The sequence below is a fragment of the Corynebacterium sp. HMSC074E01 genome (genome assembly GCF_001808885.1).
Lineage (GTDB): Bacteria > Actinomycetota > Actinomycetes > Mycobacteriales > Mycobacteriaceae > Corynebacterium.
The window spans coordinates 53,921-79,371 of sequence record NZ_KV794844.1; the positions used below are offsets into that span (position 1 = coordinate 53,921).

General features: G+C 61.7%; 19 protein-coding genes and 1 tRNA gene. 10 read left to right on the top strand and 10 right to left on the bottom strand.

Translation table 11 applies throughout. The features are described 5' to 3' along the window. Nucleotides 1–27: 27 nt before the first annotated feature. Genes HMPREF2537_RS04385 through HMPREF2537_RS04395 form a run of 3 tightly spaced genes read left to right on the top strand, consistent with a single transcriptional unit; the run spans nucleotide 28 to nucleotide 3,110 of the window. Nucleotides 28–1,245 (top strand): cation:proton antiporter, encoded by a 1,218-nt coding sequence (locus HMPREF2537_RS04385; protein ID WP_070525846.1) that lies wholly within the window; start codon nucleotides 28–30, stop codon nucleotides 1,243–1,245. Between the two features lie 19 nt (nucleotides 1,246–1,264). Then, nucleotides 1,265–1,876: a DUF1707 SHOCT-like domain-containing protein gene (locus HMPREF2537_RS04390; RefSeq protein WP_371326358.1), complete on the top strand. Its 612-nt coding sequence runs from the start codon at nucleotides 1,265–1,267 to the stop codon at nucleotides 1,874–1,876. 10 nt (nucleotides 1,877–1,886) lie between these two features. After that, a complete protein-coding gene (locus HMPREF2537_RS04395) occupies nucleotides 1,887–3,110 on the top strand; it encodes a pyridoxal phosphate-dependent aminotransferase (protein ID WP_070525848.1) in 1,224 nt (407 codons plus the stop codon). A 95-nt stretch (nucleotides 3,111–3,205) separates the two neighbouring features. Here the strand turns inward: HMPREF2537_RS04395 and HMPREF2537_RS04400 are convergent, their stop codons facing one another. Then, nucleotides 3,206–4,399 carry an HNH endonuclease signature motif containing protein gene (locus HMPREF2537_RS04400; RefSeq protein WP_070525850.1) on the bottom strand — a complete coding sequence of 398 codons (1,194 nt, stop codon included), beginning with the start codon at nucleotides 4,397–4,399 and terminating at the stop codon, nucleotides 3,206–3,208. Nucleotides 4,400–4,520: 121 nt separating this feature from the next. Here HMPREF2537_RS04400 and HMPREF2537_RS04405 point away from each other — a divergent pair, with 121 nt between their 5' ends. After that, nucleotides 4,521–5,747, top strand: coding sequence for a YibE/F family protein (locus HMPREF2537_RS04405; RefSeq protein ID WP_070525852.1), 1,227 nt, complete (start codon nucleotides 4,521–4,523; stop codon nucleotides 5,745–5,747). On the opposite strand, the gene HMPREF2537_RS04410 is transcribed toward HMPREF2537_RS04405, so the two are convergent. Both HMPREF2537_RS04410 and dcd read right to left on the bottom strand, forming a co-directional pair. Continuing rightward, on the bottom strand, nucleotides 5,677–7,023 hold the full coding sequence (locus HMPREF2537_RS04410) for a UDP-glucose dehydrogenase family protein (RefSeq protein ID WP_070525854.1): 1,347 nt from the start codon (nucleotides 7,021–7,023) through the stop codon (nucleotides 5,677–5,679). The genes HMPREF2537_RS04405 and HMPREF2537_RS04410 overlap by 71 nt on opposite strands. Before the next feature lie 53 nt (nucleotides 7,024–7,076). After that, complete coding sequence (gene dcd / locus HMPREF2537_RS04415) at nucleotides 7,077–7,649, bottom strand: dCTP deaminase (protein WP_070525856.1); 573 nt, start codon at nucleotides 7,647–7,649, stop codon at nucleotides 7,077–7,079. Nucleotides 7,650–7,736: 87 nt separating this feature from the next. Between dcd and HMPREF2537_RS04420 the strand changes: the two genes are divergently transcribed. The 3 genes from HMPREF2537_RS04420 (at nucleotide 7,737) to HMPREF2537_RS04430 (ending at nucleotide 9,086) form a co-directional block, all read left to right on the top strand. Beyond that, nucleotides 7,737–7,810 (top strand) — tRNA-Gly (locus tag HMPREF2537_RS04420). A gap of 47 nt (nucleotides 7,811–7,857) precedes the next feature. Further along, entirely contained in the window at nucleotides 7,858–8,046 is a 189-nt protein-coding gene (locus tag HMPREF2537_RS04425) for a hypothetical protein (protein ID WP_070448130.1), read from the top strand. 110 nt (nucleotides 8,047–8,156) lie between these two features. Continuing rightward, on the top strand, nucleotides 8,157–9,086 hold the full coding sequence (locus tag HMPREF2537_RS04430; RefSeq protein ID WP_070525858.1) for a class C sortase: 930 nt from the start codon (nucleotides 8,157–8,159) through the stop codon (nucleotides 9,084–9,086). A 78-nt stretch (nucleotides 9,087–9,164) separates the two neighbouring features. Here HMPREF2537_RS04430 and HMPREF2537_RS04435 read toward each other — a convergent pair whose 3' ends face one another. The 7 genes from HMPREF2537_RS04435 to HMPREF2537_RS04460 all read right to left on the bottom strand — a co-directional run bounded on the left by HMPREF2537_RS04435 (nucleotide 9,165) and on the right by HMPREF2537_RS04460 (nucleotide 21,295). Beyond that, on the bottom strand, nucleotides 9,165–12,656 hold the full coding sequence (locus HMPREF2537_RS04435; protein ID WP_070525860.1) for a prealbumin-like fold domain-containing protein: 3,492 nt from the start codon (nucleotides 12,654–12,656) through the stop codon (nucleotides 9,165–9,167). Continuing rightward, complete coding sequence (locus HMPREF2537_RS12425; RefSeq protein WP_083298966.1) at nucleotides 12,656–13,507, bottom strand: SpaA isopeptide-forming pilin-related protein; 852 nt, start codon at nucleotides 13,505–13,507, stop codon at nucleotides 12,656–12,658. The genes HMPREF2537_RS04435 and HMPREF2537_RS12425 overlap by 1 nt, the downstream gene beginning before the upstream one ends. 4 nt (nucleotides 13,508–13,511) lie before the next feature. Next, nucleotides 13,512–14,420: a class C sortase gene (locus HMPREF2537_RS04440; RefSeq protein WP_049378962.1), complete on the bottom strand. Its 909-nt coding sequence runs from the start codon at nucleotides 14,418–14,420 to the stop codon at nucleotides 13,512–13,514. Nucleotides 14,421–14,613: 193 nt separating this feature from the next. After that, on the bottom strand, nucleotides 14,614–16,083 hold the full coding sequence (locus HMPREF2537_RS04445; RefSeq protein WP_070525864.1) for a SpaH/EbpB family LPXTG-anchored major pilin: 1,470 nt from the start codon (nucleotides 16,081–16,083) through the stop codon (nucleotides 14,614–14,616). A 639-nt stretch (nucleotides 16,084–16,722) separates the two neighbouring features. After that, nucleotides 16,723–18,504, bottom strand: a complete 1,782-nt coding sequence (locus HMPREF2537_RS04450) for an ABC transporter ATP-binding protein (RefSeq protein ID WP_070525866.1) — start codon at nucleotides 18,502–18,504, stop codon at nucleotides 16,723–16,725. Nucleotides 18,505–18,507: 3 nt separating this feature from the next. Continuing rightward, entirely contained in the window at nucleotides 18,508–20,199 is a 1,692-nt protein-coding gene (locus tag HMPREF2537_RS04455) for a VanW family protein (RefSeq protein WP_070525868.1), read from the bottom strand. Between the two features lie 34 nt (nucleotides 20,200–20,233). Continuing rightward, entirely contained in the window at nucleotides 20,234–21,295 is a 1,062-nt protein-coding gene (locus HMPREF2537_RS04460) for a glycoside hydrolase family 3 N-terminal domain-containing protein (RefSeq protein WP_070525871.1), read from the bottom strand. A gap of 58 nt (nucleotides 21,296–21,353) precedes the next feature. Between HMPREF2537_RS04460 and HMPREF2537_RS04465 the strand changes: the two genes are divergently transcribed. Genes HMPREF2537_RS04465 through HMPREF2537_RS04475 form a run of 3 tightly spaced genes read left to right on the top strand, consistent with a single transcriptional unit; the run spans nucleotide 21,354 to nucleotide 25,370 of the window. Beyond that, entirely contained in the window at nucleotides 21,354–21,860 is a 507-nt protein-coding gene (locus HMPREF2537_RS04465; RefSeq protein ID WP_070525873.1) for a universal stress protein, read from the top strand. 32 nt (nucleotides 21,861–21,892) lie between these two features. Beyond that, a complete protein-coding gene (locus HMPREF2537_RS04470) occupies nucleotides 21,893–22,090 on the top strand; it encodes a DUF2613 domain-containing protein (protein WP_010188604.1) in 198 nt (65 codons plus the stop codon). A gap of 1 nt (nucleotide 22,091) precedes the next feature. Next, entirely contained in the window at nucleotides 22,092–25,370 is a 3,279-nt protein-coding gene (locus tag HMPREF2537_RS04475) for an alpha-(1->3)-arabinofuranosyltransferase domain-containing protein (protein WP_070525875.1), read from the top strand. Nucleotides 25,371–25,451: the final 81 nt, after the last annotated feature.

The window sequence follows — 25,451 nt, forward strand, 5'->3', positions numbered from 1 at the left end:
TGATGACCCACAGGTACGCTCTACCCCATGCAAACTGACGTAACCTACGTCCTCGCCTCGGGCGAGACCAACTACACCAACTCGCTGGTGTCCTTCGCATGGATTATGGCGGTGGCGCTGTTGGCGCCGTTGGTGTCTCATGCCCTGGGCAAGAAGATGCCGGCCGTGGCGCTGTTGATTTTCTTCGGCATGCTCATCGGCCCATCGATGTTGGGCCTGGCCCATGAAGACCCCGGCATCGGGATGCTCAAGGAACTTGGCGTTGGCGCGCTGTTCCTGCTTGCGGGCTTTGAAATCGACCTCGCCAGCTTGAAGTCGAAAGAAGCCGCGACGGGGCTGTCCACGTGGCTCATCTGCATGGTGGTGTGTGGCGTCGGCGCGTACTTCCTCATGGATGACATTCCCGGCGCCATCGTCATGGCAATTGCTTTGACGTCGACGGCCCTGGGCACCATTACGCCGATGCTCAAGCAGGACAAGCTGCTTGGCACGCGGGTGGGCGATTCCGTGGTCATCCACGGCGCCATCGGTGAGGTCGCGCCGATTACCGCGATGGCGCTCCTTTTGGGAACGCGCTCCACGTGGACAACGATGTTGATTCTTCTCGCCTTCATCGCAATCGCGGTGGCCGTGGCCATCATGCCCTTTGCCATTACGACGCTCATGCCGTGGTTCAAGGACGCCTTCATCTCTGGTGCGGGTTCCACTAATCAGACCATCATGCGCCTCATCATTTTGATTCTGGCGATTCTCATGGCGGTCACGGCGGTCTTTGAGCTCGATATCGTGCTGGGTGCCTTCGCGGCGGGTATCATCCTGAACCGCATCGTGCCCGATGAGTTCCATAAGGGCTTGGAGAACCGCCTCGACGTGGTGTTTTATTCCATGCTCATCCCCGTCTTCTTCGTGGTCTCCGGCATGGCGATTGACTGGAAAGTCATCGTGAACGAACCCCTCAAGGTCCTCGGCATTCCGCTGCTCATCTTGGTCACCCGCGGCCTGCCGGTGTTCCTGCGAGAGAACATCCACCAAACCGGCTCCGACGTCGAAACCACCCGCGAGCGCATCCAGGTGGCTCTTTACGCGGCGACCGGCCTGCCCATCATCGTGGCGGTGATGACGCTTGCGGTGGGTTCGGGCATCGTCGATACAGAAATGGCCTCGATCTTCATCGCCGGCGGCGCGCTCACCGTTGCAATCTTCCCGTTCCTCTCCGGCCTCGTGCGCGAAAAGGCAGAGGAATAAGGCTGTTAAAATAGCTAATGTGACTAATCCTTTCAGCATGCGGCTTTCCGACGCCGAACGGACCGACGCCGTCAACGACCTCGCCCAAGCACTGGGTGAAGGCCGCCTCACCATGGATGAGTTCGAAGAGCGCACCGATGCGGTGATGCAGGCAACGACCCGCCGCGAGCTGGCAGAAGTTTTCATGGATATCCCCACCAAGGCCAGCAGCGAACTCAAGATCTACTCCCAAGGTGAGGTGGCCCGCGCCTACCAATCGACACGGAAGCCTCGCTTGGCCACGGCCATGGTGGGCTCCCTTGGCCTCCTTTTTGGCGCCATCGCCTCCTTCGGCGCCCTGTCCGGCGTCACCGCCGCACTGACTGGAACGGGCCTACTTTTCCTTATCCCCGCGTTGTGGATCATGCTCTACGTGGCCAAGGTGGGCCCGGAGTCCTGGCATCAGCCCTCCCCTCGCCAGATCGAGCGCCAGCGCATGCGCGAGCTCAAGGCCGCGGGCGCGGAGGAACGCGCGCAGATGCGGGCGTTGGAGCAGGCGCAGTGGGCGGAGAGGCGTCGCCAAGCAAGTGAAATCACCGGCGATGCGATGAATCTGGCCAAACGCAAGCTGGAGCAGTGGAACCAGAAGTAACATATCCGGCATGACACACAACCGGATTTTTGATCAATCCACCAAACTACAGGGCGTTGCCTACGATATTCGCGGCGAGGTTTCCACGGAGGCCGAGCGCATGGAGCTCGACGGGCATAGCATTCTGAAGCTCAACACCGGCAACCCGGCGGTGTTTGGTTTCGATGCGCCGGACGTGATTATGCGCGACATGATTGCGGCGCTGCCGACCTCCCAGGGCTACTCCACGTCGAAGGGTATTATTCCGGCGCGGCGCGCGATTGTAACGCGCTATGAGCTGGAGGATTTCCCCAGCTTCGACGTCAATGACGTGTACCTGGGCAACGGCGTCTCCGAACTGATTTCTATGGTCACGCAGGCGCTGCTTGACGACGGCGATGAGGTTCTCATCCCCGCCCCTGACTACCCCCTGTGGACGGCGGCGACGTCGCTGGCGGGTGGCACGCCCGTGCACTATTTGTGCGATGAGGAGGATGATTGGAATCCGTCCATTGAAGATATTCGCGCAAAAGTAACGGAGAAGACCAAGGCAATTGTGGTCATTAATCCGAATAACCCGACGGGTGCGGTGTACTCGCGTGAGACGCTGCAGAAAATCGTCGATGTGGCGCGCGAATATAACCTGCTGATTCTGGCGGATGAGATTTATGACCGCATTCTTTATGACGGTGCGAAGCACATTTCGATTGCCTCGCTGGCCCCGGATCTGCTGACGATCACGTTTAATGGCCTGTCGAAGGCCTACCGCGTGGCCGGCTACCGCGCCGGCTGGATGGTGTTGACGGGCCCGAAGTCCCATGCACGTGGCTTCATCGAGGGCTTGGACTTGCTGGCGGGTACGCGCCTGTGCCCGAATGTGCCGGCGCAGCACGCGATTCAGGTGGCGCTGGGTGGGCGGCAGTCCATTTATGAGCTCACTGGTGAGGGCGGGCGCTTGCTCAAGCAGCGCAATATTTCCTACGAGAAGCTCAATGAGATTCCGGGTGTGTCGGTGACGAAGCCGATGGGCGCGCTGTACTGTTTCCCGCGTCTGGATCCGGACGTGTATGAGATTCACGATGACTCAAAGCTCATGCTCGACATCCTGCGCGCCGAGAAAATCCTCATGGTGCAAGGCACCGGCTTCAACTGGCCCACGCCGGATCACTTCCGCGTGGTCACGCTGCCGTGGGCCTCGCAGTTAGAGAACGCGATTGAGCGCCTCGGCAACTTCCTGGTGAGCTACCGCCAGTAGCCCTGCACGCTACTGACGGCCAGGCTTCCCACGATCGGGCAGGCGTAAAGAGGCGCCGCTCGGCACACAAGCGTGCGCGCCCCCTGCCTCAAGCATTAGCGCTCGGGCGGGGCGGGGCTGCCCGGCTCGGAACGTGCCGGCGGCGTCACGAGTTCTGTGGTGCGGGGAGGGGCGTGTCCATAGCCCGCGCTTGCTGTCTCATGCTTGCGGATGCGCTGGGCACGCGGCGCGCGATGCGGGTGGGCCGGTTCACGCGGATCGCGGGGCCCAGCCGGTACCCATTTAATCTTGCCGTTTTCGCGCACGATCCGGCCCCGGCCCGGCAGGCCGTTGATGGCGTTGTGGTACTTGCACAGCGGAGTGAGGTTTTCGGGATTCGTCTCGCCGCCGTTTCTCCATTCTTTGATGTGGTGTATCTGGCAATAGTCGGCGCCGTCCAGGCAGCGATCCCAGGCACAGGTGGGTTGCTCACCGCTGGCCATGATGCGCTGCTTCTCCGAGGCGACGCGCTGGGTGCGGTGGAGTTCCACGGGGCCTTTGACGCGGTCAACGAGCATAACGAGGCCTTCTTCGGCGAACTCCCGCTCGATGAGCTCCTGACCAGTGATCTTGGCGCCGTTCGATAGCTGAATCACGATATCCCCGAGGTCCGGCGCTGCGGGCGCGGCGGAGTCGGGGCGCGGCGTGGACGGGTCGCCCAAGCGGCCCAGGATCTTGGCGTACTCGGGAAGCTCCATGACGGCGAGGGTCTGGGGTACGGGGCGGGCGAGACGGCCCTCGCGAAACGCAGCCGTAAACGAGCCGACCGGATCGTCTTCATCGATGTTGGGGCGCAAGTCCTCGATGAGCGCGGCCGGGGCCGTGAGCGTGAGCTTCGACAGCTCCTTGCCGCGGCGAATTGTCACGCCAGGCTTCGGCGTGGTCGGCGGGCTGAGCTCGCGAATGCGCTTGCGCGCATAGCGGGCCACGGCCTTCTCATCGCCAGTGATTCCGCACAGCTCAATGCGCAGATCCCACGCCTGGCGCTGTTTCTTCAGCCTTCCCGCGAAGCGTTCAATGAGAAGCAACGTGGGAAGGTCGTGCCCATTGGCACGGGCGGCCGCAACCGCACGCGCCTGTTTGCGGGTGAAGGCGGTGGAGGCAAAGTAGACGTCGAAAAGCGCCAGCAGAGAGCGTGCCGCAGACTCCGGACCCCACGCCCGGAGCTGCTCGAAGCTGAGCCCCGCAACGCCGGCGACAAGCTCGATGCCCGCCGCCTGGCTGCGAAGATGCGCTTCCACAAGGTTCATGCCAGCAACGCTAAACGCCCCACCCGCACCGCACAACGGCGCCGCCGCCAGCCTGTGGATAACTTGTTGATCGCGTCATCATTAGTTTTCTTTTTAATGAAACTCATTCACAATGATAGGCATGACTAACCTGAATCCGTGGCGTACTGGGCTCATCAGTTTTCTTAGCCTCACCGCTCTGATAACGCTTGCGGGTTTGTTTCTACTACGCCCCACCACCCCGCCATCCGAGCACACCAGCCCGGACTTTTCCACCACCTACGCCCTCAATCATCCACAAGTCGAAGGCACCGTCGAGACCGTGGATAACCACCTGTGCTCCGATCCCCACACGGGCCGCGCCTTCGATGAGGCCCCGCTCATCCCCGCCGAGGGCGACGACACCTCCTGCTCCCGCGCCCTCATTGACCTGACCTCCGGCGCAGACGCAGGCCGCAAGACGCAGCTCGTATTCTATGGCGTGGCCAGTGACCCGACCCTCCACCCCGGTGACGAGGTAATTCTGACAGTTTCCAGCGACGGCACCTATGCCTTCGCTGATTTTCAGCGCAATGGAAACCTTGCGTTGTGGGCTATCATCGCGGCCCTTGTCATCGTCGGCTTCGCCGCTTGGCACGGACTGCGCGCATTGGTGGGTCTTGTAATCAGCTTGGCAATCGTCTTCTTCTACCTCATCCCCTCTCTCATTGAGGGCCATTCGGCGCTGCCACTAGCGCTCGTGACCTGCGCGGCCATCCTTTTCCTCGCCGTTCCTCTCGTGCACGGCGTGAACTGGAAATCAGCCTCCGCCCTGGGAGGCGCATTGGTGGCGCTAGCGTTGTCGGGGGCGTTGGGGTGGGCGTCGATAAGCAGCACGGCGCTAACAGGCTCGAGCTCGGAAGATAACCTCAAGTTACTGCTCTACATGCCAGGGGTTTCCGTGGTGGGCGTGCTGCTGTGCGGGTTCATCATCGGCGCGCTCGGCAGCCTCAACGACATCGCGGTGGCGCAGGCCTCCACCGTGCGCGAGCTCCACGCCGCCGACCCCGCAGCCGGGCCCGGCGCGCTTTTCATGTCAGCCATGAAGGTGGGCCGCGACCATATCGCTTCCATGGTGTATACCATCGTGCTGACCTATACCGGCGCGGCCCTGCCCCTGCTCATGCTCATCACGGCGGCGCAGCGCCCAGCCCTGCAGATCCTCTCCAGTGACCTCGTCGCCACGGAGGTTCTGCGCTCCCTGCTGGGCGCGATGGCCTTGACACTTGCGGTACCGCTGACCACCGCGATTGCGGCGTTTACTGTGCCGGAAGGACGCGACCAAGCGCCTCGACGGTCCAGCCAGCCTCGCGCCAAGCATCGACGCTGAGCACGTTGCGCCCATCGATGATGTGGCGGCGGGCCACGAGCTCGCCGGCCTCAGCCGGGTCGAGGTCGCGGAATTCCTGCCACTCAGTAGCGAGGATGACCAGCTCGGTGTCCTTGAGCGCCTCGCTTGCCGACGCCACGTAGTTCAACGTCGGGAACACCTTCTTAGCGTTCTCCATACCTTGCGGGTCATAGACCGTCACGGCGGCTCCTGCTAGGGAAAGCGAACCGGCCACGGAGAGCGCCGGCGAATCGCGGACGTCATCGGAGTTGGGCTTGAAAGCGCAGCCCAGAACGGTGACGCGGTGGCCGAGGAGGGATCCGTCGAAAGCCTGCTTGGCCAAGTCCACGACGCGATCGCGGCGGCGCATGTTGATGGCGTCGACCTCACGGAGGAAGGTCAGAGCCTGGTCCGCACCCAGCTCGCCGGCGCGCGCCATGAAGGCGCGGATATCCTTGGGCAGGCAGCCGCCGCCGAAGCCCAAGCCCGCACCGAGGAATTTGCGGCCGATGCGTTCGTCGTAGCCGATGGCGTCGGCAAGCTTGACCACGTCCGCACCGGCAATCTCGCAAATTTCAGAGACCGCGTTGATGAAGGAGATCTTGGTGGCCAGGAAAGCGTTGGCGGAGACTTTCACCAGTTCCGCGGTCTGCAGGTCCGTCACGATGAACGGGGTGTTCTGCGCGAGCGGCTGGGCGTAGACCTCACGGGCAACCTCTTCGGCGTTACTTACACCGTCGGCGAGCCCTGCCTCGCCGACGCCGAGGACGATGCGGTCCGGGGTGATGGTGTCCTTGACGGCATAGCCCTCACGGAGGAACTCCGGGTTCCAGGCAATCTCCACGCTTGTGCCTTCCGGAGCGAGGTCATTAGCCATCTGCTGCAGCTGTGCCGCAGTGCCCACTGGGACGGTGGACTTGCCGAAGATGATGTGCTGGCCTTTGAGGCGCGGCACGAGCTCCGTGATGACGGCTTTCACGTAGGTCAGGTCCGCTGCATAGGATCCATGCGTCTGCGGGGTGCCCACGCCGAGGAAGTGCACGTTGGCGAACTCCGCGGCGTCGTCATAGCTGGTGGAAAAATCTAGGCGGCCGGCCTCGATGTTGCGCTCAAGCACCTCCGGCAGGCCGGGCTCGTAGAAGGGCACGCAGCCGTTCTTGAGAGCTTCAATCTTGTGTTCATCAACATCTACGCCGAGCACCTCGTGGCCGAGCTCCGCCATGCAAGCGGCGTGCGTCGCGCCTAGGTAGCCGGTACCAATCACAGTCATACGCATAACCGGGAATTTTAGGCGCGGTTGACCTGAAGCGCGCGGCGAGAACGAAAAGTTTAACGGAAGTTCAGATAGGATTTCGAGGGTGTTGGCCCGCGCTGCCCCTGATACTTCGAGCCCAACGCTCCGGAACCATATGGCGCTTGAGCCGGCGAAGACATCTGGAAGATAGCCAACTGTCCTACCTTCATGCCCGGCCACAGCGTGATGGGCAGGTTCGCGGTATTAGACAACTCCAGCGTGATGTGGCCACTGAAACCAGGGTCAATGAACCCCGCCGTGGAGTGCGTCAGCAGCCCCAAGCGCCCCAGTGAAGACTTGCCCTCGAGGCGGCCGGCCAGGTGAGCCGGAAGGGTGAACTTCTCCAACGTCGCGCCGAGGACGAATTCGCCCGGGTGCAGCACGAAGGCATCGCCCTCGGCCACCTCCACCTCGCTGGTGAGGTCCGGCATCTCTTCCTTCGGGTCAATGTGCGTGTAGCGCGAGTTATTGAACACGCGGAAGAACTTGTCCAAGCGCACATCGATGGAGGAAGGCTGAATCATCTCGGCGTCATAAGGCTCAACGCTCAAACGCTCTGAATCATCGGCGGAAATGGCGGCACGGATATCACGATCAGAAAGAAGCACGGTTGATAGTCTACCTCCCCACTGGGCCTTTTATGGCCTCGGGCGGCGGCGGTGCTAAGCTTTATGACGATGCACATTCTGCATTGCGCCGACGTAGTTTAATGGTAGAACTGCAGCTTCCCAAGCTGCTGGCGCGGGTTCGATTCCCGTCGTCGGCTCCACGTGTTTTACCAGTTCATGGACTAATTTCATACCTACAGGATGGACCATGACAGCCCCTATCTTCACGCCCAAAACCACAGCGGAGCTTCGCGCTGAACGTGAGCATGTACTTCAAGATCTTGCGCCCCGCACAATCGATGAGCTCCGCGAACAGCGCGCGGTTGATCAAATTTTAGCCATCGACGAGGCCACTCTGAATCGGTATGAAGCCCTGTGCTTCGTTATCGGCGACTAGACAGACACGTTTTCTCTCAGAGCTACATCGTCCCTAGCCTGAGATTCAAAAACTACCCCCACGTCAATACCAGGGCGTGCGGCAACAGACCCCCACACAGGCAGGACACAATGGGCAAGCACGAACCAGCGGAAAACACCGACGCACCCAAGAAAAAGGGCGTCAACCCCAACGCCATCATTGCGTTGATTCTGATCCTCGTCGGCCTCGGCGTCTTGCTCTACCCCGTGGTGGCCACGCAGTGGAACAACCACACCCAATCCCGCGCCGCGGAGGAATACGCCAAGCTGGAGAAGCAAGCCCCGCCTGAGGTCCTGCACACCGCGTGGGACGAGGCACAGACCTACAATGCCCAGCTGGGCCACATCAGTGTGGAAGACGCTTGGACCACCACCGATGACGAAGACTCTCCCGAGTACCAGCACTACCGTCAGTACCTGTCTGTGTTGTCGGAGACCGATGCCATGGGCCGCATCGTTATCCCCTCTATTGATTCCGATCTGCCCATTTATCACGGCACGTCGGAGAAGGCACTCTCCCGCGGCGCTGGCCACCTCTACGGCACGGACCTACCTGTCGGTGGCGTGGGGAACGGCGAGGGCAGGCACGCAGCGCTCTCTGCTCACACGGGTCTACAGAATGCCACGCTGTGGGACAATCTCACCAAGGTCAAGAAAGGTGATGCTTTCTATATTGCCGCCGGCGGCGAGAAGCTCAAGTACGAGGTGCACGATATTCGGGTCGTCGAGCCAGCAGACACCAGCTCGCTTCACCGTGAGTCTGGCCAGGACCTCGTTACGCTCATTACCTGCACTCCCTACGGCGTAAATACCCACCGCTTGCTCGTCACCGGCCACCGAGTGCCGATGGATCCGGAAGACGAGGCCGCATTCAACAGCTCGGGTGTTCACTGGCAGTGGTGGATGTGGGCCATCCTGGCTGCCGCTGCCATCATCGTGCTTCTGCTCATCTACTGGTGGCGCAAATATGTCAGCAACGCCAAGGACACCGCGCTTGACGACGACCCGCAAGACTCCTAACCGCCAATGAACATGCAATAAGGCCCGCCCTTCCCTGGAAGAGCGGGCCTTTTCTAAAAGTAGCCGCAAGCGGTGGTTCTATACCCAGCGGCGTCGCAAAGCGAGGCACCCTGCCGCGACAATAGCGGCACCAGCGAGAGCCCACAGGCCTACGCCCTCACCACCGGTCTTGGGCAGTGCACCCTTGGTGATGTCGGCGACCTGAAGGATGCCGACCTTCTTTACGCAATTGGCAGCAGTGTCGGACTCAGCGCACCTACTACTGGTGATAGCAGTTCCTCCGGAGAGCACCTTGATGACTGCATTGCCATCCTGATCCCACTCCGTCGAGAACTTGATTGGCGCGGGCAGCAGGTTATAGCCGTCCGGCGCCTTGGTCTCGATGAGGTAGTACACGCCAGGGGCATCCAAGCCTTCGAGCTTGACGCGGCCTGTGGTGGTGGTCGTGGACTGCTTCACTACGGGGTTAGCATCAGTATTGACGGTGCCATCCGCGTTGAGCTTCAAGTTGCCGTCAGCGTCACCACGGTGGACGGTGAACTGCGCGCCGTCGAGCAACTCGTCGGTTTGAATCTTGTCCGGCGCGGCTGGATCATAGCTAACCTTTTCAAGCAGGACATCCATCTGCTTGGTCTCCAGCGGGATACAAGAGGTGTCTTTCCAACCGCCCATCTCTGCCTCGTTCATGAGGCCAAAGTTGGGTTCATGTAGGCCATCCTTGGTGTAGCAGCGGGAGTTACCGGCAGGCTGACTCGGGTACCCGGCAGGGACGGATGTGCTATTCAATTTGGTTCGATCCAGCTTGAAGCGCACCGTCACCTCGTAGACGTGCTGCCCGGAGCTTCCATTGACGCCCTTGGGCTTAATGATCTTTGGAGTGTCGTTCTTGTTGAGTTCATACGGACCGGCCCCCTGGTACGACTGCGGCTGGCTGGTCTTGTTGAACTCGTCCTTGAAGACCACAGTGGCCCCAGTAACCGTGGCGGCACCAACGAACTTCGGGGTATCCGTCAGCTTTCCGTAGATCACCTCATTGGTGTCGAAGCCGGGAGCATCCGGGGCGGCTACTACGACGTTGTACTTCGCGGTATATTCATTCGCCGCACCAGGAACAGGTTGCGGTGCACTGTCGACAGCAACCTTGCTGAAGCAGGCTTCAGTAGCAACGTTGTCGCTACCGGCCTCACCATCAGTGGCTTGGAAAGCCACTTTGTTCGGGCTACACACCGTCTTGAGGTTGCCGTATTTATCCGTTCGCACCGGCGCAGAGACGACATACTCTACCTTCGCGTGTCCTGGAAGTGTACCAACATAGCCCTTCATGTATCGGGACTCACCGTCCGCTCCGGACGGGACAGTCATGCCTGCATAAATACCGGCCCCCGGGCCAATCTCGTTAGGCCCTGGATTACGCCCGTTGACGAGTGTGGATCCAGGCCCAAAGCCTTCGAACTTAGCAGTGGGACCGGAAGCATTCACCCCATAGTGAGTATCCGTTGGTAGGTACTCCCAGAACGTGCCTCCCGAGCTGGCGTTAGCTGTGGTGTTTTCCACCGAAATGGTCCAGAAAGTACGGACCTCGCCGTTTACCGCCTTGGTCTCGGAGCGTTGCTTCTTCACTGCAATGTTGGATTGCAGCGCTGGCGGCGGCGGCACCAGATCGGAAGCAGCATCCGTGTTAAATGAAGCAGGCAGGTTGTTCATTATGTTGACCAACTCGAACGTCGGACTTTCGGAGTCCGGGTTACTGATTTTTAGCTCAAAACCCAGCTGATTCGCAGCCGAACTACCCGATCCAAACCCTAGGTTTCCATTGGAATAGGTCCATGCCTTGCCCCACGAGGCGGAGGGGTTGGAGATAGTGCGCCCGTCCAAAGTCTTGATTCCCGTGAGATCCCAGGTCTTGACTGCCCCGGTCTGAGTATCGATGCGTTCAAGAATCAGCTTGTCGCCGGCCTGAGATCTACTCTGGAAGCCCCACATGTACTTCTGGGCTTGAGGGAGCACCGCCCAGTCCTCCGAAAAAGACTGCTGGTTTCCGAACACGCGTTTAGCAGTGACATTATCGACATCGATTCTATAAAGGCGCCGAGTACCAGAGGTAGACGTGTTAGCCACGAAGAAACCCTCGCTGGTATACACGCCCGCGTTAAGCAGATCCCGGTCGCTGCTCGTTTCGAAAGGGGTACCGGTGCTTCCGGACGTAAGGATAGGCCCAAGGTTATGTACCACACCGGTCGCCGGATTAATCTGCAGGAGATTTCCTGCAGGGTAGCAGGGATCACCATTTTGACCGCGAATCTGGCTTACCGCATAAAGCCAGTTATCACTCGAGTTGAAGGCGAGGGCGTTGTAAACCCACCGCGACTTTTCCCCCACCGACCGGAAGTCTTGGCCTTGATTTACTTGCCGGCTCAGGATAGAAGTATCTCGGCGAAGATCCTTTGGCTCACTGGTCACAACGTAGACAGGGCTACCGTCAGCAAATTCAGCTGGGGTGAGATCGCGCTTTGGCTGTCTGCTTGTAACCGGATCTTGGCACTCCTCTTTCGCAGGAACGGTGAAGGAAGCTGTAAACACTGTATCGGCTGGCCCGCGGTGAACACCCTTAAACTGAATCTGTGCGGTGCCGCCAATAGTAATCTGCGGCAGGATGACTTGGTATTCCTTGGCGCTAATCCTTTTGTAGGTCACCTTCGCCTCATACCAACCTCCGTTGGCACCGGTGTAATAGATCGTCAGGTCATCAGGGTTAGTCGATAAATAACTGTTAACGCTGGATTTGAGGGTAACCACCGTGCCTTGCGGAATGGACAGCTGGCCGCCAAAAAGCTCACCGGCCGGAATCTTAAAGTTCGGGATATAGCGGCTTCCCTTGAGCACGTATCCATCGTTTACCATCGTGATGGTGCGGTCGCCTGCAGCGTACGGGGTAATGTTCGGTGCTGCCATCAGGCGAGCTGGAGCCTCGTCAACGTCAGCAATTTCCAGCGGCTCAGTCACTTCCGAAGGAGCTTCTGGGGTTTCGCTGGATTCCGTTGAAGACGTGCTGGGCGTCTCCTCGGCTACTCCCCGCACATCGACGGACATCCCACTAAGTTCGGAATCCTCTGCGACCGCTGGGGTCTTCAATGAGAAAGCTGCTCCTGCTGGCACGTCAGTAGAAAGGCCAGTGATTCGGAAAGTCACTGAAGAGCTGGTTGATTTTACAACGAGGTTGTCTCCTTCGCGGACGGGGATCACTTCGCCGTCGATAGTCAGTGTGTAGGCCGAGCCGTCGAACTCCAGTCCTGCAGTCTCAACAGTGAATTCCAACTCCTCCACGGTTCCGGCGTCAACAAAGTGGCCTGCAAATGTTGCGGAGTCGCCAGCAGTCAGGCTCAGCTGGTCTGCAGAATCGAGCTCGGTGCGCAGAGCCGTGGTTTGTGCTTCGGCGACGGCACCAACGATTCCGGGCAGAGCAGCCGGTGCAGCAACACCAACAACGAGAGCCAGTGCAGCAATGAACGCCGCAAGAGCACGCCAGCGGTACACAACCGGCTCGACCGGATGAGAATCTGTCCAGGACATTAGCGTCCCTCGCTTTCTGAATTCTTCCTACGGCTAAAGGCAATCATCACGAAACCAGTGGCAATCAATGCCAACGCTGCGGCTACTACACCGATTACCTGTGCACCGGTCATCGCCAATGAGCCACCATTGCCCGACGACGTTACTGGGGTTGAGGTCTTACCGGCACTTGGAGTACCCGGCGGCGTTGTCTCGGGTTGGTGAGGTGGCTTCCCTGGTTTAGTCGGTGGATAGTTCGGAGGTGTTTGCGGGGTATCCGGGCGTGACGGCGGAGCGCTCGGAGCAGATGACGACGTGGGTGGCGTCGGCGTTTCACCCGGTTTGTGGGTCTTAGCCACGATTACTCCTGGTACTGGTTTCGGGTTATCTACCACCGTGTGGAATGGAACCGCCACCACAAACGGGTTTATCTCTCGGTAGGAATCATCCGGCGCTGTAGACGTCACCACATAGAAGCCATGAGCTAGACCATCAAACGTCACCTCGCCATTGGCATTGGTGACCAGATCCACGTGCACATCGGTGCGCCAATCACGAACCTCGTCGAGATTCGCGTTCCGTACGCGGGCTGCGTCGTCAGCGTTGGTCGGGTCCAAGCCGGCAAGCCGGTCCAGATGAATTGTGACACCTTGGATTTTTCCCGAGGGCGGCTGGCCATCGTCGTTGGGATTGCCTTGTGTCAGCCGGATTGTCACTGTATCCGTAGCCGAAGTGCGTTCCGCACCAGTGGACTGCTGCCCGGCAACCTGCACCGCTTCTGCAGCAACGACGCCCGGCCCTGCGAACACAACCGCACACGCTACTCCGACGGCAACCACTCGGGCCGACCATGCATTTGTCAACCTCTTCATCGCCTTACTCCCGCACGCTACTTTCCTTATTAATAACTTCTTGCACCCCGGTAGCCGCCTTCTGGCGACGCAGCCACCACACCAGCCAACACCCAATGACAATCACCGCAGCCAACAGCGCGTACATCCACCATTGCCAGCCCGGACCATGGGAGTTTTCAAACACCGACTCCTCCCCAGGCTCCATAGGAACCTGATGGCCACGCACCAGCAAGCGATGCGTGTTGATCCCGTACGGGGTGCACGTAATCAGTGTGACGTAATCCTGATCAGCGACTGGCCGTAGGCCATCTACCTCGCTCGGCAGCACAACTTGAATGTCGTCTACGACGTACTTCAATTTGTGGCCAGCAACCTGGATATAGAACACATCTCCCTCGGTGGCAGAGTCGAGGTGATCAAACATCGTCGAATTTGCCAGACCCGTATGCCCCGTAATGACGGAATGGGTTCCTGATCCACCGACCGGCAGGTCAGAACCATACAAATGCCCCAAACCACGCTGCAGTGTCTTATCTGCGGTGCCATGAAACACCGGAAGATCAACGTCTACTGCTGGGAACACGAGGCGGGCCATCGCTTCGGTCTCACCCAACTGCTTCAAATAAGCCTCATAGTCGGGATTGTCTACCCCGATACGGTTCAGCCACGGATCCAAGATCGGACCCGACGTATGTTCTTCGTTGTATGCATGTGCAGCATCCCACACCGAATCCTGCACCTGCGCCGGTGTCTCTTTATCCAGTCGCGCATATTCCTGCGCCACTCTTGAGGCGTTCCAATTGTTCCATGCGGTCGAGACCACTGGGTACAGCATCACCAACAACCCAACGACAACGATTACCGCCGGAAGGACTAGGCCTCCACGGCGCCTGTGCCGTCGGCCTGCATTTTGGCCTACCACCGTAGTCAACGACCCGCACCACCCAAAAGAATGTCCCACGCGCTAGCGCAGCGCGACCGGGATTACAACGAAAGAGAATGAAGGGGACTGAAGTCTATACCTAGCCCAGTCCCCTCACTGGGTCGAGCACCATATTTTGATTACCCGACCCGCAGCGCAGACCATCATGGACAGTCTGCGCCACCGGAACTATGCCCGGCTATTAGTTGCGCGCGGTACGACGAGCGAACCAAGCACCAGCAGCAACAATCGCTGCGCCAATAGCAGCCAGGATGCCCACACCGGCACCACCAGTATTCGGCAGGTTCGGGGTATCCTGCTTGACGTTGTCAACGTTAGCAACCAGAGTCACCGCGTCGTCACCTTCTCCGGTAGCTGCGATGTCCTTGCGGGTGAAGTTGATCTCCACCGGCTTGTCCAGCTTGGCGTAGCCAGCCGGAGCCTTGGTCTCCTTCAGACAGAACTTCTTGCTTGCCGGAACAACCTCCTTGCCATCCTCGAAGTCGGTGACGTGCAGGCCATCGATGGTGAAGGTACCGTCGGCGCCGGTGGTCCACTTTTTCGCGCCGTTTACCGTCAGCGGGTTCTCGAGCTTATCCTGCGCGGAGGCACATCGGTAGAGCTCGAACTCAGCGCCTTCCAGGACCTTGCCGTCCTTCTTAACAACCTTGAGCTTGCCGTGGTAGGTCACGACCTCGTCGGTCTGGTTCTTGACTTCCTTGCCGGTGTTCGGGTTATTGAAGATGACATCAGCCTGGTTCTTCAGCTCAGTGGTGTCGCCAACCGCCTTGCGCTTAACCTCGAAGGTCAGGGACATCTTGGCACCGGACTTGACCTTGGCAAGGCCCTGGTCGGTCAGCTTAACGACGAGCTTGTTTCCGTTCTCAGCCGGATTGTTGACCTCGTAGTCACCGGCACCCAGATCGGTCTCTCCAGCCTTGACCTCGGTGACCTTCTGGAAGTCCAAACGCTGATCCAGCTGATCCTCGAAGCGGAAGGCCGTCAAGCTCTTGCCCTCGCCCCAGGTCGGAGCATCCGCGTTGATGGTGTAGGTGTACGCGTCCTGGATGTTCTGATCTGCATCCTTGACAGTCTTCTCGGTCTTGGTTTCCGTGTTCTTCGGGTACGCAATGACGTCGTAGTTCCAGGCATCCGATGCCTCGTTAACCATCGGCACCGACACGATGAACGGAGCACCGGCAACGATGCCGGCCGGAGCGTTAGTTTCCTCTACCAAGTAGATGCCCAAAGGCAGATCAGAGAACTTCGCCTCACCCTCGCCGGCGGTGGTTTTCTCGAAGGTGGTATCGGTCTTATCTCCGTCCTTGACATCTGCAGCAGCCTTCGGGAACTTGGACCAGTCACCATTCTGCAGGTCGTAATTCAGCTTGGTGATCTTGTAGGTGACGCCAGCGAGCGGTTCGCCCGGAACGCCTTCCATCTTTTGACCGGTAGCTGCAGTACCAGACTCAGCACCCTTCTTCTTGAAGAGGGTAATAGAGCCCTTTTGGTTGAAATTGATGTTTGCCTTGTTCACGGCGCCCTGCTCAGCAGCAGGCTGTGCATCGACAGCACCGTCTTGCGCCAGGGCCCCCGGAGCGGAGATACCCATAGAGAGGCCAACGACGGCAGCGAAAGTAACCGAACGAGCGGTACGAGAGATCTTGTTCACGGAAACTGGTCCTTTACACGAGTTCTGAAATGAGGCACCGCGCCTCATTGGCTGTGTGCAATCCATTCCCCACGGTTCACGCACCATGACCTGACTCGTTGCTAAGAATCTTTCGCCTGCCGAGAGTAGTTTTCAGGTGGAAACGTCTACGCAGGCGCCAACCTTAACTAACGATAGCCTGTGGATTACATAACTAGATTCTATCCCAGCGTGTTGGGCAAAGTCCCCGACTAAAGCTCCTCCCCCGCAAAACCGGCTAAACTTCTCAAGAATCCGCACGGTCCACCCAAACGTGAAGACTCCTTCTGCAGTTCAACTAATGTTTTCGAGACGTCATCTAGTTTCGTGTGAAATTGAACACATTGCCCATTTAAGGGGGTAAGCCTGCTCGATTTTACACCCGTTACATAGAATGCAAGCTTCACGCAGGAGAGTAGCTTCCCAGAGAGCACCTTCCAACGACGACGAAACGAACCATATATGCTGCCAATACCACCAGATAGAACATCCCCTTTGATGACCCATAAAAGGAAGCGTCACCAAGAGCGCTCAAGGCACCCTGAACTCATTTAGATTCTCAGCCTTCAACAGCCCACGTACCAAAGAGTTAATTGCGTTAAGATTCCTGACAAGAGCTCTCTACGTACTCTGAGCCTCGTCGGCGGCACGAAGGAGCGCGGCGTAGGCGCCGTTGCGCGCGAGGAGTTCGGCGTGGGTGCCGCGTTCGGCGATGCGGCCGGCATCGAGGACGACGATCTGGTCGGCATCGCGGATGGTGGACAGGCGGTGCGCAATGACCAGGCGGGTGGCGTCCGCACCAAGCACTGCATCCTGGATGGCGCGCTCCGTTTCGTTGTCGAGGGCCGAGGTAGCCTCATCCAGGATGAGCACCCGTGGGCGGCGCAGCAGCGTACGCGCCAGCGAGAGGCGCTGTTGCTCACCGCCGGAGAAACGGTAGCCGCGCGAGCCCACGAGAGTATCCAGCCCGTCGGGAAGCGCGGCGATGACCTCGTCCACGCGCGCGGCGTTAAGCGCCGCCCACATCTGTTCCTCTTTGGCATCGGGCTGTGCAAAGAGGAGGTTCTCCCGCACGGTGCCGTGGATGAGGTAGGTCTCCTGGGAAACCACGCCTATGACCGCCGCGCGCTGCGCCGGTGGAATGTCACGCAGATCTACCCCGCCCAGGTGCACGGTGCCTTCGGTGGGATCGGCTAGGCGTGCCAACAGTGCGGCGACAGTGGACTTGCCGGAACCGGTATGCCCCACAAGGGCCGTGGTGGTGTGGGCGGGGATGGAAAGGGAGACGTCGCTCAGCGCGTCGGTGTCGGTGCCGGGGTAGCGGTAGGAGACGTGGTGGAGGGTGAGGGAGGCGTCGGCAAGCTGGGCGGGCCGGGTGGCCTCAGTGAGTTCGGGCTCCAGATCCAGGTACTCGAAGATGCGGCTGAACAGCGCCATCGACGCCACCCACTGCGCACCCACGTTGAGCAGGCCAGTAATGGGCCGGAAAATCTGGGTCTGCAGGGTGGAAAAGGCGATGAGCGTGCCAATCGTAATCCCCGGGCGCAGGCCAGCCACCAGGTAAATCAGGGCCGGCATCACGCCGAAGATGATTTGCGTCAGCGCCATGCGCCAGCGCCCGGCCAACTGCGACTCCAGCTCCAAACGGATGAGGGAACGCGAGGTCTTCTCAAACGAGCCATAGACCCGCTCCTGCGCGCCCAGCGTGGCCGCCAGGCGCATGCCGGAGACCGACAGGTTCTCCGAAATGGTCTGCTGCAACGTTGCCTGCGCGCGGCTGTTTTTCTCCATGAGGCTGCGGCGCAGCACGGCGGCGCGGCGGGTGAGCCACACGGCCGGCGGCAGCACCAGCAAGGACAGCAGCGACAGCGTGGGTGAGAGCGCGACCATCGCCACCAGCGTGGCCACCGTCATGGTGAGGTTGCTGGCCACGGACGTCGCCGTGGTGGTCACCATGCCGCGCATCGCCGCGATGTCATTGGTCAGGCGCGACTGAATCTCCCCACCGCGGTTGTTGGTAAAGAACTGCAGGGATTGGCGCTGCAGGTTGGCAAAGACCTGCGTGCGCAGCTCGTGCATGATGGTGTGCCCCACCCGCGCCGACAGGAAGGACTGAATAACGCCGATGGCCTGGGAGACCACGGTAATGGCCAGCATGCCGCCGACGAGCCACAGCAACAGCGTGGTGTCGTGCTCAGGAATCGCCTCGTCCACGGTGCGGCGCACGAGGAAAGGCTGCACCACGGTCAGCCCAGACGTCGCCATGATGAGCGCGACCACCAGCAGCAGCGTGCCGCGGTGCGCAGCGAAGAGGCCGGCGACGCGGCGGAAGGCAACCGGGTGCTGGGCCAGCTGATCGACGTCCGCCGGGTCCTTCACCGCGGTGTGCATCGGCCGAGTCATGGGCTAGCCACAAGTAACGATGGGCTGCGGGTCGTAGACCGTGGTGGTCGTCTCCCGGGAGATTTCCTTGCCGGACAGGTCCTTAATCACGCGGGTATCGGAGGTGGTAAAGCCTGGCGCGCCGGAGGAGGGCGAACAATCTTCGCTCACAGACTTGCGCTGCGGCTCGGTCTTGGCCCAGCGGCCGTTGTTGATGGACTCCACCTCGACAGTCTTCACGCCCTTGAAGCGCACGGTGATGTCGCTGCCAAAGTCGGTCTCAATGCGCACCGGGTGGTTCGAAGTGTTCTTGAACTGCAGGTCAATCGCGCCTTCATAGACGGTGGCCTCGCGGCCGGCCGGGTAGCGCGAGATGTAGTAGGAGTGCGGGGTGTGCGCGGTATCCTCCATGCCCGCGAAGTACGCGGCGTTGTACAAGGTGGTGGCGAACTGAGAGATGCCGCCGCCCACGGCCTTACCCGCGTGACCGTCGATGATGATGCCGGATTCCACATAGCCCTGCGCGGTTCCGCGCGGGCCGGTGTATCCGTTGAGGGAGAAGGTCTCGCCCGGGTTGACCACGGCACCGTTGACCTGCTGGGCCACCAGACGGATATTGGTGCCGGAGGCCCCGGAGAAGCCACCGGTGGAGAACTCGGACACGGTGTCATCGAAGGTGGCCTTCTCCGCCATCTCCGTGGTGAAGTCCGCGGGGTCCGGCTTGTAATCGGCGTCCCATTCGCGGTCGTCCTCGCTGCTCACACGGTCCTCGAAGCCCTCGAGGGTTTTCTCCCAGTCGATGATGGAGCCATCCACCGAGGGCGTGATCTGCTTGTCATTTCCGCTGAAGGAAATCTTGGCGTTGGTGCCGGGCACCTCGGAGCCTTGCATGCGCTCTTGGAAGAGCTCGCGCGCGCGGTCTTTGTCCACCTTGAGGCGCAGCTCGCCGTCTTCGGCGGCGATGGATACGAACTGGGAAATCTCCGGCTTGCGCAGGGTGCCGGCGGTGTTGTTCTCGCCCTTCAGAGTGAGCGGGTTATCCAGCGCGCGGGCGGCATCCCCGGTGCGCATGGCCTCAATCGCCTCATCATTAATCTGAGGCTCCACCACCATCGGCTCGACGTCTACGCCCTCGGGGTCGAGCCAGTGCTTTACGACGCCCTCGTGCAACTCCCCCTCTCCCACCGCCTGGCCGAGCTTGGGTTTGGTCTCTTTGAGGGAGCCATCGATAAGCTCCAAGTTTCCATCTTCCGGTTCGATCTTCAGATCGTTGCCAACGCGCTCGAGCTCCCCGGAGAGCTGATCTTCATCGACGTCCACGGCCACAGGGATTTCCTGGGTGGGCTTAATGAAGCTGTACAGGCGCGAGAAGGGGTTCAGGGAAGCGTCAGGAATGCCGTCGACGGCTTTCTGATAATTCAGGCTTAGGCCGGAGTCTTGGGGGATAAGCTGCGAGCTTTTCTCCCCGGCACGGATATCCACGGGCTGGGCTGCGACGTCCCCGAGTTCCTGCTCCAGCTTCTCCACTGCGGCAGTGCGCTCCATGCGGGAGATGTCCACGCCGCCAACCGACGTCGCGCGCGGAACCTTGTGCTGGTTGGCCATCACATCCCACGCATAGGCGATGCCGGCGATGAGTATCAGGCCGACGAGCACGCCAAGGGTGACGTGAAGCCCTTTGCGCCGCTGCTGCCTGTGTCCGATTGCCTTTTTCACGTGTACGAGATTAACGTCTGCCAGCTAGTTTTTACTAGTCGCCCTCCTGCTGGGCCACGACTTCCGCGGCCGCGTCGATGACCGCGTTGATGTCCTCGTCGGTGGACCACAGCGGCATATCGGCCCCGGCGGCCAGCGCCGCGGCCACGGCCTCCGGCACGCTGAAGTTCTCCGAGATGGAGGCCATTCCACCCAGGTCATCGGTGTAAATGGTGCCTTCGAAACCCAGTTCCTCGCGGGCTAATTGGTAGGCCCGCGGGTTGAGGGAGGCGGGTTCATCCCCCAACCCAGGCACCACGAGGTGGCCCATCATGAGCGCTGCTTCCGGAGCTTGTGGGAGGGCGGTATGAAAGGACACGAACTCGTGTCCGTACAGTTCTTCCAGTGGCGGGGTCACGGCCTCACCCAGGTGCGTGTCCCCGGAGGCGCGCCCGTGGCCAGGAAAGTGTTTGAACACGGCCTTCACGCCGGCGGCCTGCAGCCCGCGGGCAAAGGCCGCGCCATAATCGCCGGCGGCCTGCGGATCGGTGGAGAAGGCGCGGTCGCCGACGACCTCCAGGTCTCCCCCATCCACGTCGAGCACTGGTGCAAAGTCCACCGTCACGCCGTGGGCTCGCAGGCTGTGCCCGATTTCTGTGGCCAGGGCCTCGACCTCTTCTGGGCTATGCCCCTCCGCCATGGCCTGCGGGGAGGGATAGTCGCCCAAGATGTCGGAGAAGCGCTGCACGCGCCCACCCTCGAAGTCGATGGAGACCTCGAAGTCGCGGCCCATTTCCTCGCGCAAAGCGTTTACTCCCCGCGGGCCATCGCTGAGTAGCTCAGGATCTGCCCAGCTCGGGATAAAGAGCCCGCCCACGCCGGCTTCGAGCTTCGCGCGGGCATCCTCGTAGTTCAGCGCCGGCGGCATGAGTGTGGCGGCGGCGCGGGCGCGGACGTCCTCGGGCGCGGCTTCCTGTGGTGCCGCATCGCCCGACGCGGCGCTCGGGGCCGCGGCGCTGGATTTGCTGGGCGGGGCGTCGGAAAGCTCAGGCTCCGTACTGCACGCGCTTAGCGCACAGATAGCACTCAACAGGAGGGCGGGCATAGCTTTTTTCATGCCCACCAGTGTGCCTGAAGCACCCGCACGGGCAACAACCGGTTGTTAGGATGGCCACATGAATAACGGAGAGACCATGCTCATTGCCTATGACGGCTCCGACCGCGCCGACCGCGCCCTCGAGTACGCCGCGCGGCTTCTGCGCCCCACCGACGTCGAAATCCTCACCGCGTGGGAGCCGTCCGCGCGCCAGGCCGCCCGCGCGGTCAGCCGCACCGGGCTGCACCAATCCACGGTCTCACCGGACAGCGTGGAGGATGACCCGGCCTATGAAGAGGCCCTCGCCATCTGCCACCGCGGTATTGCCAAGGCCGAGTCTCTTGGCCTGCGCGGCCATGCCCACCTGGTGGAATCGGTGACGACGATTCAGAGCGCGATTGTTGACGCCGCCCACGAACTCGACATCGACGTCATCGTCACCGGAACCCGCGCGCTCACGGGCTTCCGCTCACTGTGGAATAACTCCACTGCGGAGTACATCGTGCGCAACGCGGGCCTGCCGGTGTTCATCGTTCCGCCGGAGAACGATGAAGAGGACGACGACGCCGCGGAGAGCCACTCCTAAAAGGCGGCATCGAGCTGCTAGAATCTGGCGCCATGGCATTCGACAGCGATTCACTCAACAAGCGCACCCTGGGCCCGGCCCTGGGCAGCGCGGTCGTTGGCGTAGCGCTGGGGGTCGTGACCATCCTGGGCATCGCGCAGTTCTCGCAGGCAGATGCCGTTCCAAACGATAATTCCGTCAAGGCCTCCGACGCCGTGATGGGCGGGCCGGAGTACGGCTCCCGCGAGTAGCGTGCGTGCACACATCGGGGGGCTTTTCTTTTTAGCCCTCGTGGTTCTGGTGCAGCCATGGGGGCTGACCGCCGCCGATACTAAGCACGACCTGGTGGCCAACCCCGCGCATTTCTTGCGCTGCGCGCTGCATGCTTATACCGATACTTTCACGCTGGGCCAGTTGCAGAACCAGGCCTATGGCTACTTGTTCCCGCAGGGTTTGTTTTTCCTGCTGGCGGACCCACTGCCGGATTGGATAGCGCAACGTGCGTGGTGGTTCCTGGTCTTAGCGGTGGGCTTTCTGGGCTTCTTCCGCGTTGTCCGGACAGTGCTTCCCACCGCGCCGGGCTATGCCGCGCTGATGGGCAGTCTGCTCTATGCGCTCTCCCCGCGCACGCTGACCACGCTGGGTGCGATTTCCTCGGAGACCTGGCCGGTTATGCTCGCGCCCTGGGTGCTGCTGCCTTTCTTGCGAAAGGGCGAACTGAGCTGGCGGGATGCCGCGCCCTCGGTCGTCGCCGTGGCCTGCATGGGTGCGGTCAACGCCACGGCCACGCTGGCGGCCTGCCTGCCGGCGGGTGTGATTCTGCTGTGGCGGCGCGCGGGCAAGGCTGGCCTGGTGTGGCTGGCCGGGTGCGCTGCGGTATCCGCGTGGTGGACTACCCCGCTGCTCATCCTGGGCCGCTATGCCCCGCCTTTTACGGAATTCATCGAGTCCGCCGGCGTGACCACGCGGTGGCTCAACCTGGCAGAAATCCTGCGCGGCACCACCAGTTGGGCGCCGTTTGTGGATACCGAGCGCGTCGCCGGCAATGAGCTGGCCACCGAGCCGGTCTTCGTGCTTGTCACCATCGGCGTTGCCGCCTTAGGCCTCATGGGCCTGGCCCGCCTGCCGCGCGAGTGGGCCTTCATGCTGTTGGTGGGTGTGGCCGTGCTCGGCACGCATGCCGCGTGGTATCTCGACGCGCTCGACGGCCCCTTGGCCGCGCTGCGCAACGTGCACAAGTTCGACCCGCTGGTGCGCATCCCGCTGGTACTCGGCGTGGCCGCGATTGCCGCCCGCGTGAGGTTGCCGCGGACGTTGACCCCGGGGCGTCGTGAAGCAGCGGGCCTTTTAGTGTGCCTCGTGGTGGTGGGCGCGACCGCCCCGGCGTGGGCGGGCCGGCTGCTGCCGAAGGGGGCGTACGAAGAGGTGCCAAGCTATTGGCAGGAGGCCGCTTCTTTCATGAACAGCCTGGATACGCGCGTGCTCATCTACCCCCCGGCCTCCTTTGCGCGGCAGGACTGGGGGTGGACGCGCGATGAGCCGGCGCAGCCGCTTCTCGACGTCCCCTGGGCCGTCCGCGACGCCGTCCCCCTCATCCCGCCCGAGGCGATCCGTGGCCTGGACGGTGTGATGGCGCAGATCGAGCGCGACCCAGCCACGGCACCCGTAGTGTTGCAGCGCCTTGGTATCGGGGCCGTCGCGGTGCGCCACGACCTCATGTCTGGTTCTTCGGAGCACATCCCGGGCGAGGTCCACACCTTCGGGGAGGTCGACGTCGTTGTGTTCGACCGCGACCTCTCCATGAACCTGGCGCCTGCGGATCCGCCGCGCGTGGCGGGCGGCGGGGAGTCTCTCGCGCTCCTCTCCGGTCCCCACGAGCTCGTCTCCTCCAACGCCGATATCGTCACCGACACACCCACCTTGCGCGACCGCAACTACGGCACGCTTTCCGGCCCGGTTTCCGCACCGCTGGCCCCTAGCGACCCATCGACGGTGCGCAACCGGCTGCGCGACTACCCCTCTGCTGGCCCGCTGACCCAGGTGGTGGAGCACGATGGCCGCGTCACCGCGTCCTCGTCTGCCGCGGATGCCTCTTCCTTCGGCGGGGCGAACCCGGCGCGCTCTCTCACGGCGGCCGTCGACGGTGAGAATTCCACCGCCTGGTGGCCAGCGCCAGGCGATTCCGGCTGGCTGGAGCTGCACTCCGATTCCACGTGGACCTCGCCCACGCTGCGGCTGATGACCACGGGCACGACTGAGGTGACCATCCACAACGGCGATTCCAAGGTGACGGTCACCATGGAGGCCTACCGCGCCCGCGATATTCGCGTGCCCGGCGCGCAGGCCTCCACCATCCGCATCGAGCCGCAGCGCCGCACCGGAATTGCGGAAGCCTCCATCGTGGATCAGCCCACCCCGCGGCGCATCGTCACCGTGCCCGATACCTCGCCCGATGCCGAGCAGTTCCTCTTCCAGCAGGACAACGAGCACATCCTCATCCGCTCCTTTACTACCCCGCGCGACATGACGGTGCGGGTCTCCGGTGAGAAGACAGTGCTTATCGACGGCTCCCCCCACGCCCCCAATTCCACCCTCGACCTGCCCGCCGGTCAGCACCTCGTGCGCACCACCGGCGACTGGGCGGCCCTGACCGATACCGCGTCTTCCCTGCCTGCGCCCCTCCCCGCCTCCTCGCGCGCAGCTTCCGAGGACAAAACCGGTTCCTCCGCGGACCTGGCCGCCGCCGCAACCGACCCATCCGACACCGGCTATACCCCGCTCGCTTCCGACGGCAACCACGACTTTGCTCGGCTCACCTCTGGTGAGCCCATCGAGCCCGCCGACCACGACCGCCTCCTCATCACCGGCCGTGCCTTCAACGAGGGCCTGCGCGGCGAGCTGCGCTCCCCCAGCACAGCCGCGGTCTCGACGCCAGGTTCAGCACAAGATTCAGCGCCGGACTCAACGCCTGCCTCCAGCTCGGAACCACTGCCCCTCGAACCGCGCTCCATCGATGCCGACACGCAGGCCTTCCTCATTCCCGCCGGTGCCGGCGGCACCTTCCACATGTCTTTTGCTGCCGACCGTGCCTATCGCGTCGGCCTGGGCCTCGGCGGCGCGCTCGCCGCGCTGACCACCGCGTTGTGCCTGCTCGTCATGGCCCGCAGTCCGCGCCCTCACTCCGCTTCCCCCGCCTCCGCTGCTTACACGGCACACAACACCGCCTCGTCCAGCCCTGCTACCCACTCGTCTTCCTCGGCGCGTGTCCTTCTAGCCCTGCTCATCGCGGCAACGATGGCTCTCGTCGCAGGTCTGCCCGGTGTTGCCGCCGCTGCCGCGGCGTGGGCTATCACCCGCTGGACCACGTTGCGCTCCGACTACTTGGCGGGCGCGCTGACCCTGGCCGCGGGCGCGATGCTCGCCCGCGCACCCTGGCCCACGGACGGCTACGCCGGCGACTCGCTTCTGGTGCAATTGCTCTGCGTCGCGGCTATCACGTGTGCCTGCTTCCCATCCCGCCGCACGTCCTAGGTACCCGGCCCCACCCCAGATGGTTTCCCTCAAAAGGTACTAGTCAAAAGGTGTCTTTGGGGGAAGGAAACCATCTGCGGC

Coding starts and splice junctions, on each gene's coding strand:
- HMPREF2537_RS04385 (WP_070525846.1), top strand. CDS start 28: ATGCAAACTGACGTAACCTACGTCCTCGCCTCGGGCGAGACCAACTAC.
- HMPREF2537_RS04395 (WP_070525848.1), top strand. CDS start 1,887: ATGACACACAACCGGATTTTTGATCAATCCACCAAACTACAGGGCGTT.
- HMPREF2537_RS04400 (WP_070525850.1), bottom strand. CDS start 4,399: ATGAACCTTGTGGAAGCGCATCTTCGCAGCCAGGCGGCGGGCATCGAG.
- HMPREF2537_RS04405 (WP_070525852.1), top strand. CDS start 4,521: ATGACTAACCTGAATCCGTGGCGTACTGGGCTCATCAGTTTTCTTAGC.
- HMPREF2537_RS04410 (WP_070525854.1), bottom strand. CDS start 7,023: ATGCGTATGACTGTGATTGGTACCGGCTACCTAGGCGCGACGCACGCC.
- HMPREF2537_RS04425 (WP_070448130.1), top strand. CDS start 7,858: ATGACAGCCCCTATCTTCACGCCCAAAACCACAGCGGAGCTTCGCGCT.
- HMPREF2537_RS04430 (WP_070525858.1), top strand. CDS start 8,157: ATGGGCAAGCACGAACCAGCGGAAAACACCGACGCACCCAAGAAAAAG.
- HMPREF2537_RS04435 (WP_070525860.1), bottom strand. CDS start 12,656: ATGTCCTGGACAGATTCTCATCCGGTCGAGCCGGTTGTGTACCGCTGG.
- HMPREF2537_RS12425 (WP_083298966.1), bottom strand. CDS start 13,507: ATGAAGAGGTTGACAAATGCATGGTCGGCCCGAGTGGTTGCCGTCGGA.
- HMPREF2537_RS04450 (WP_070525866.1), bottom strand. CDS start 18,504: ATGACTCGGCCGATGCACACCGCGGTGAAGGACCCGGCGGACGTCGAT.
- HMPREF2537_RS04460 (WP_070525871.1), bottom strand. CDS start 21,295: ATGAAAAAAGCTATGCCCGCCCTCCTGTTGAGTGCTATCTGTGCGCTA.
- HMPREF2537_RS04465 (WP_070525873.1), top strand. CDS start 21,354: ATGAATAACGGAGAGACCATGCTCATTGCCTATGACGGCTCCGACCGC.
- HMPREF2537_RS04470 (WP_010188604.1), top strand. CDS start 21,893: ATGGCATTCGACAGCGATTCACTCAACAAGCGCACCCTGGGCCCGGCC.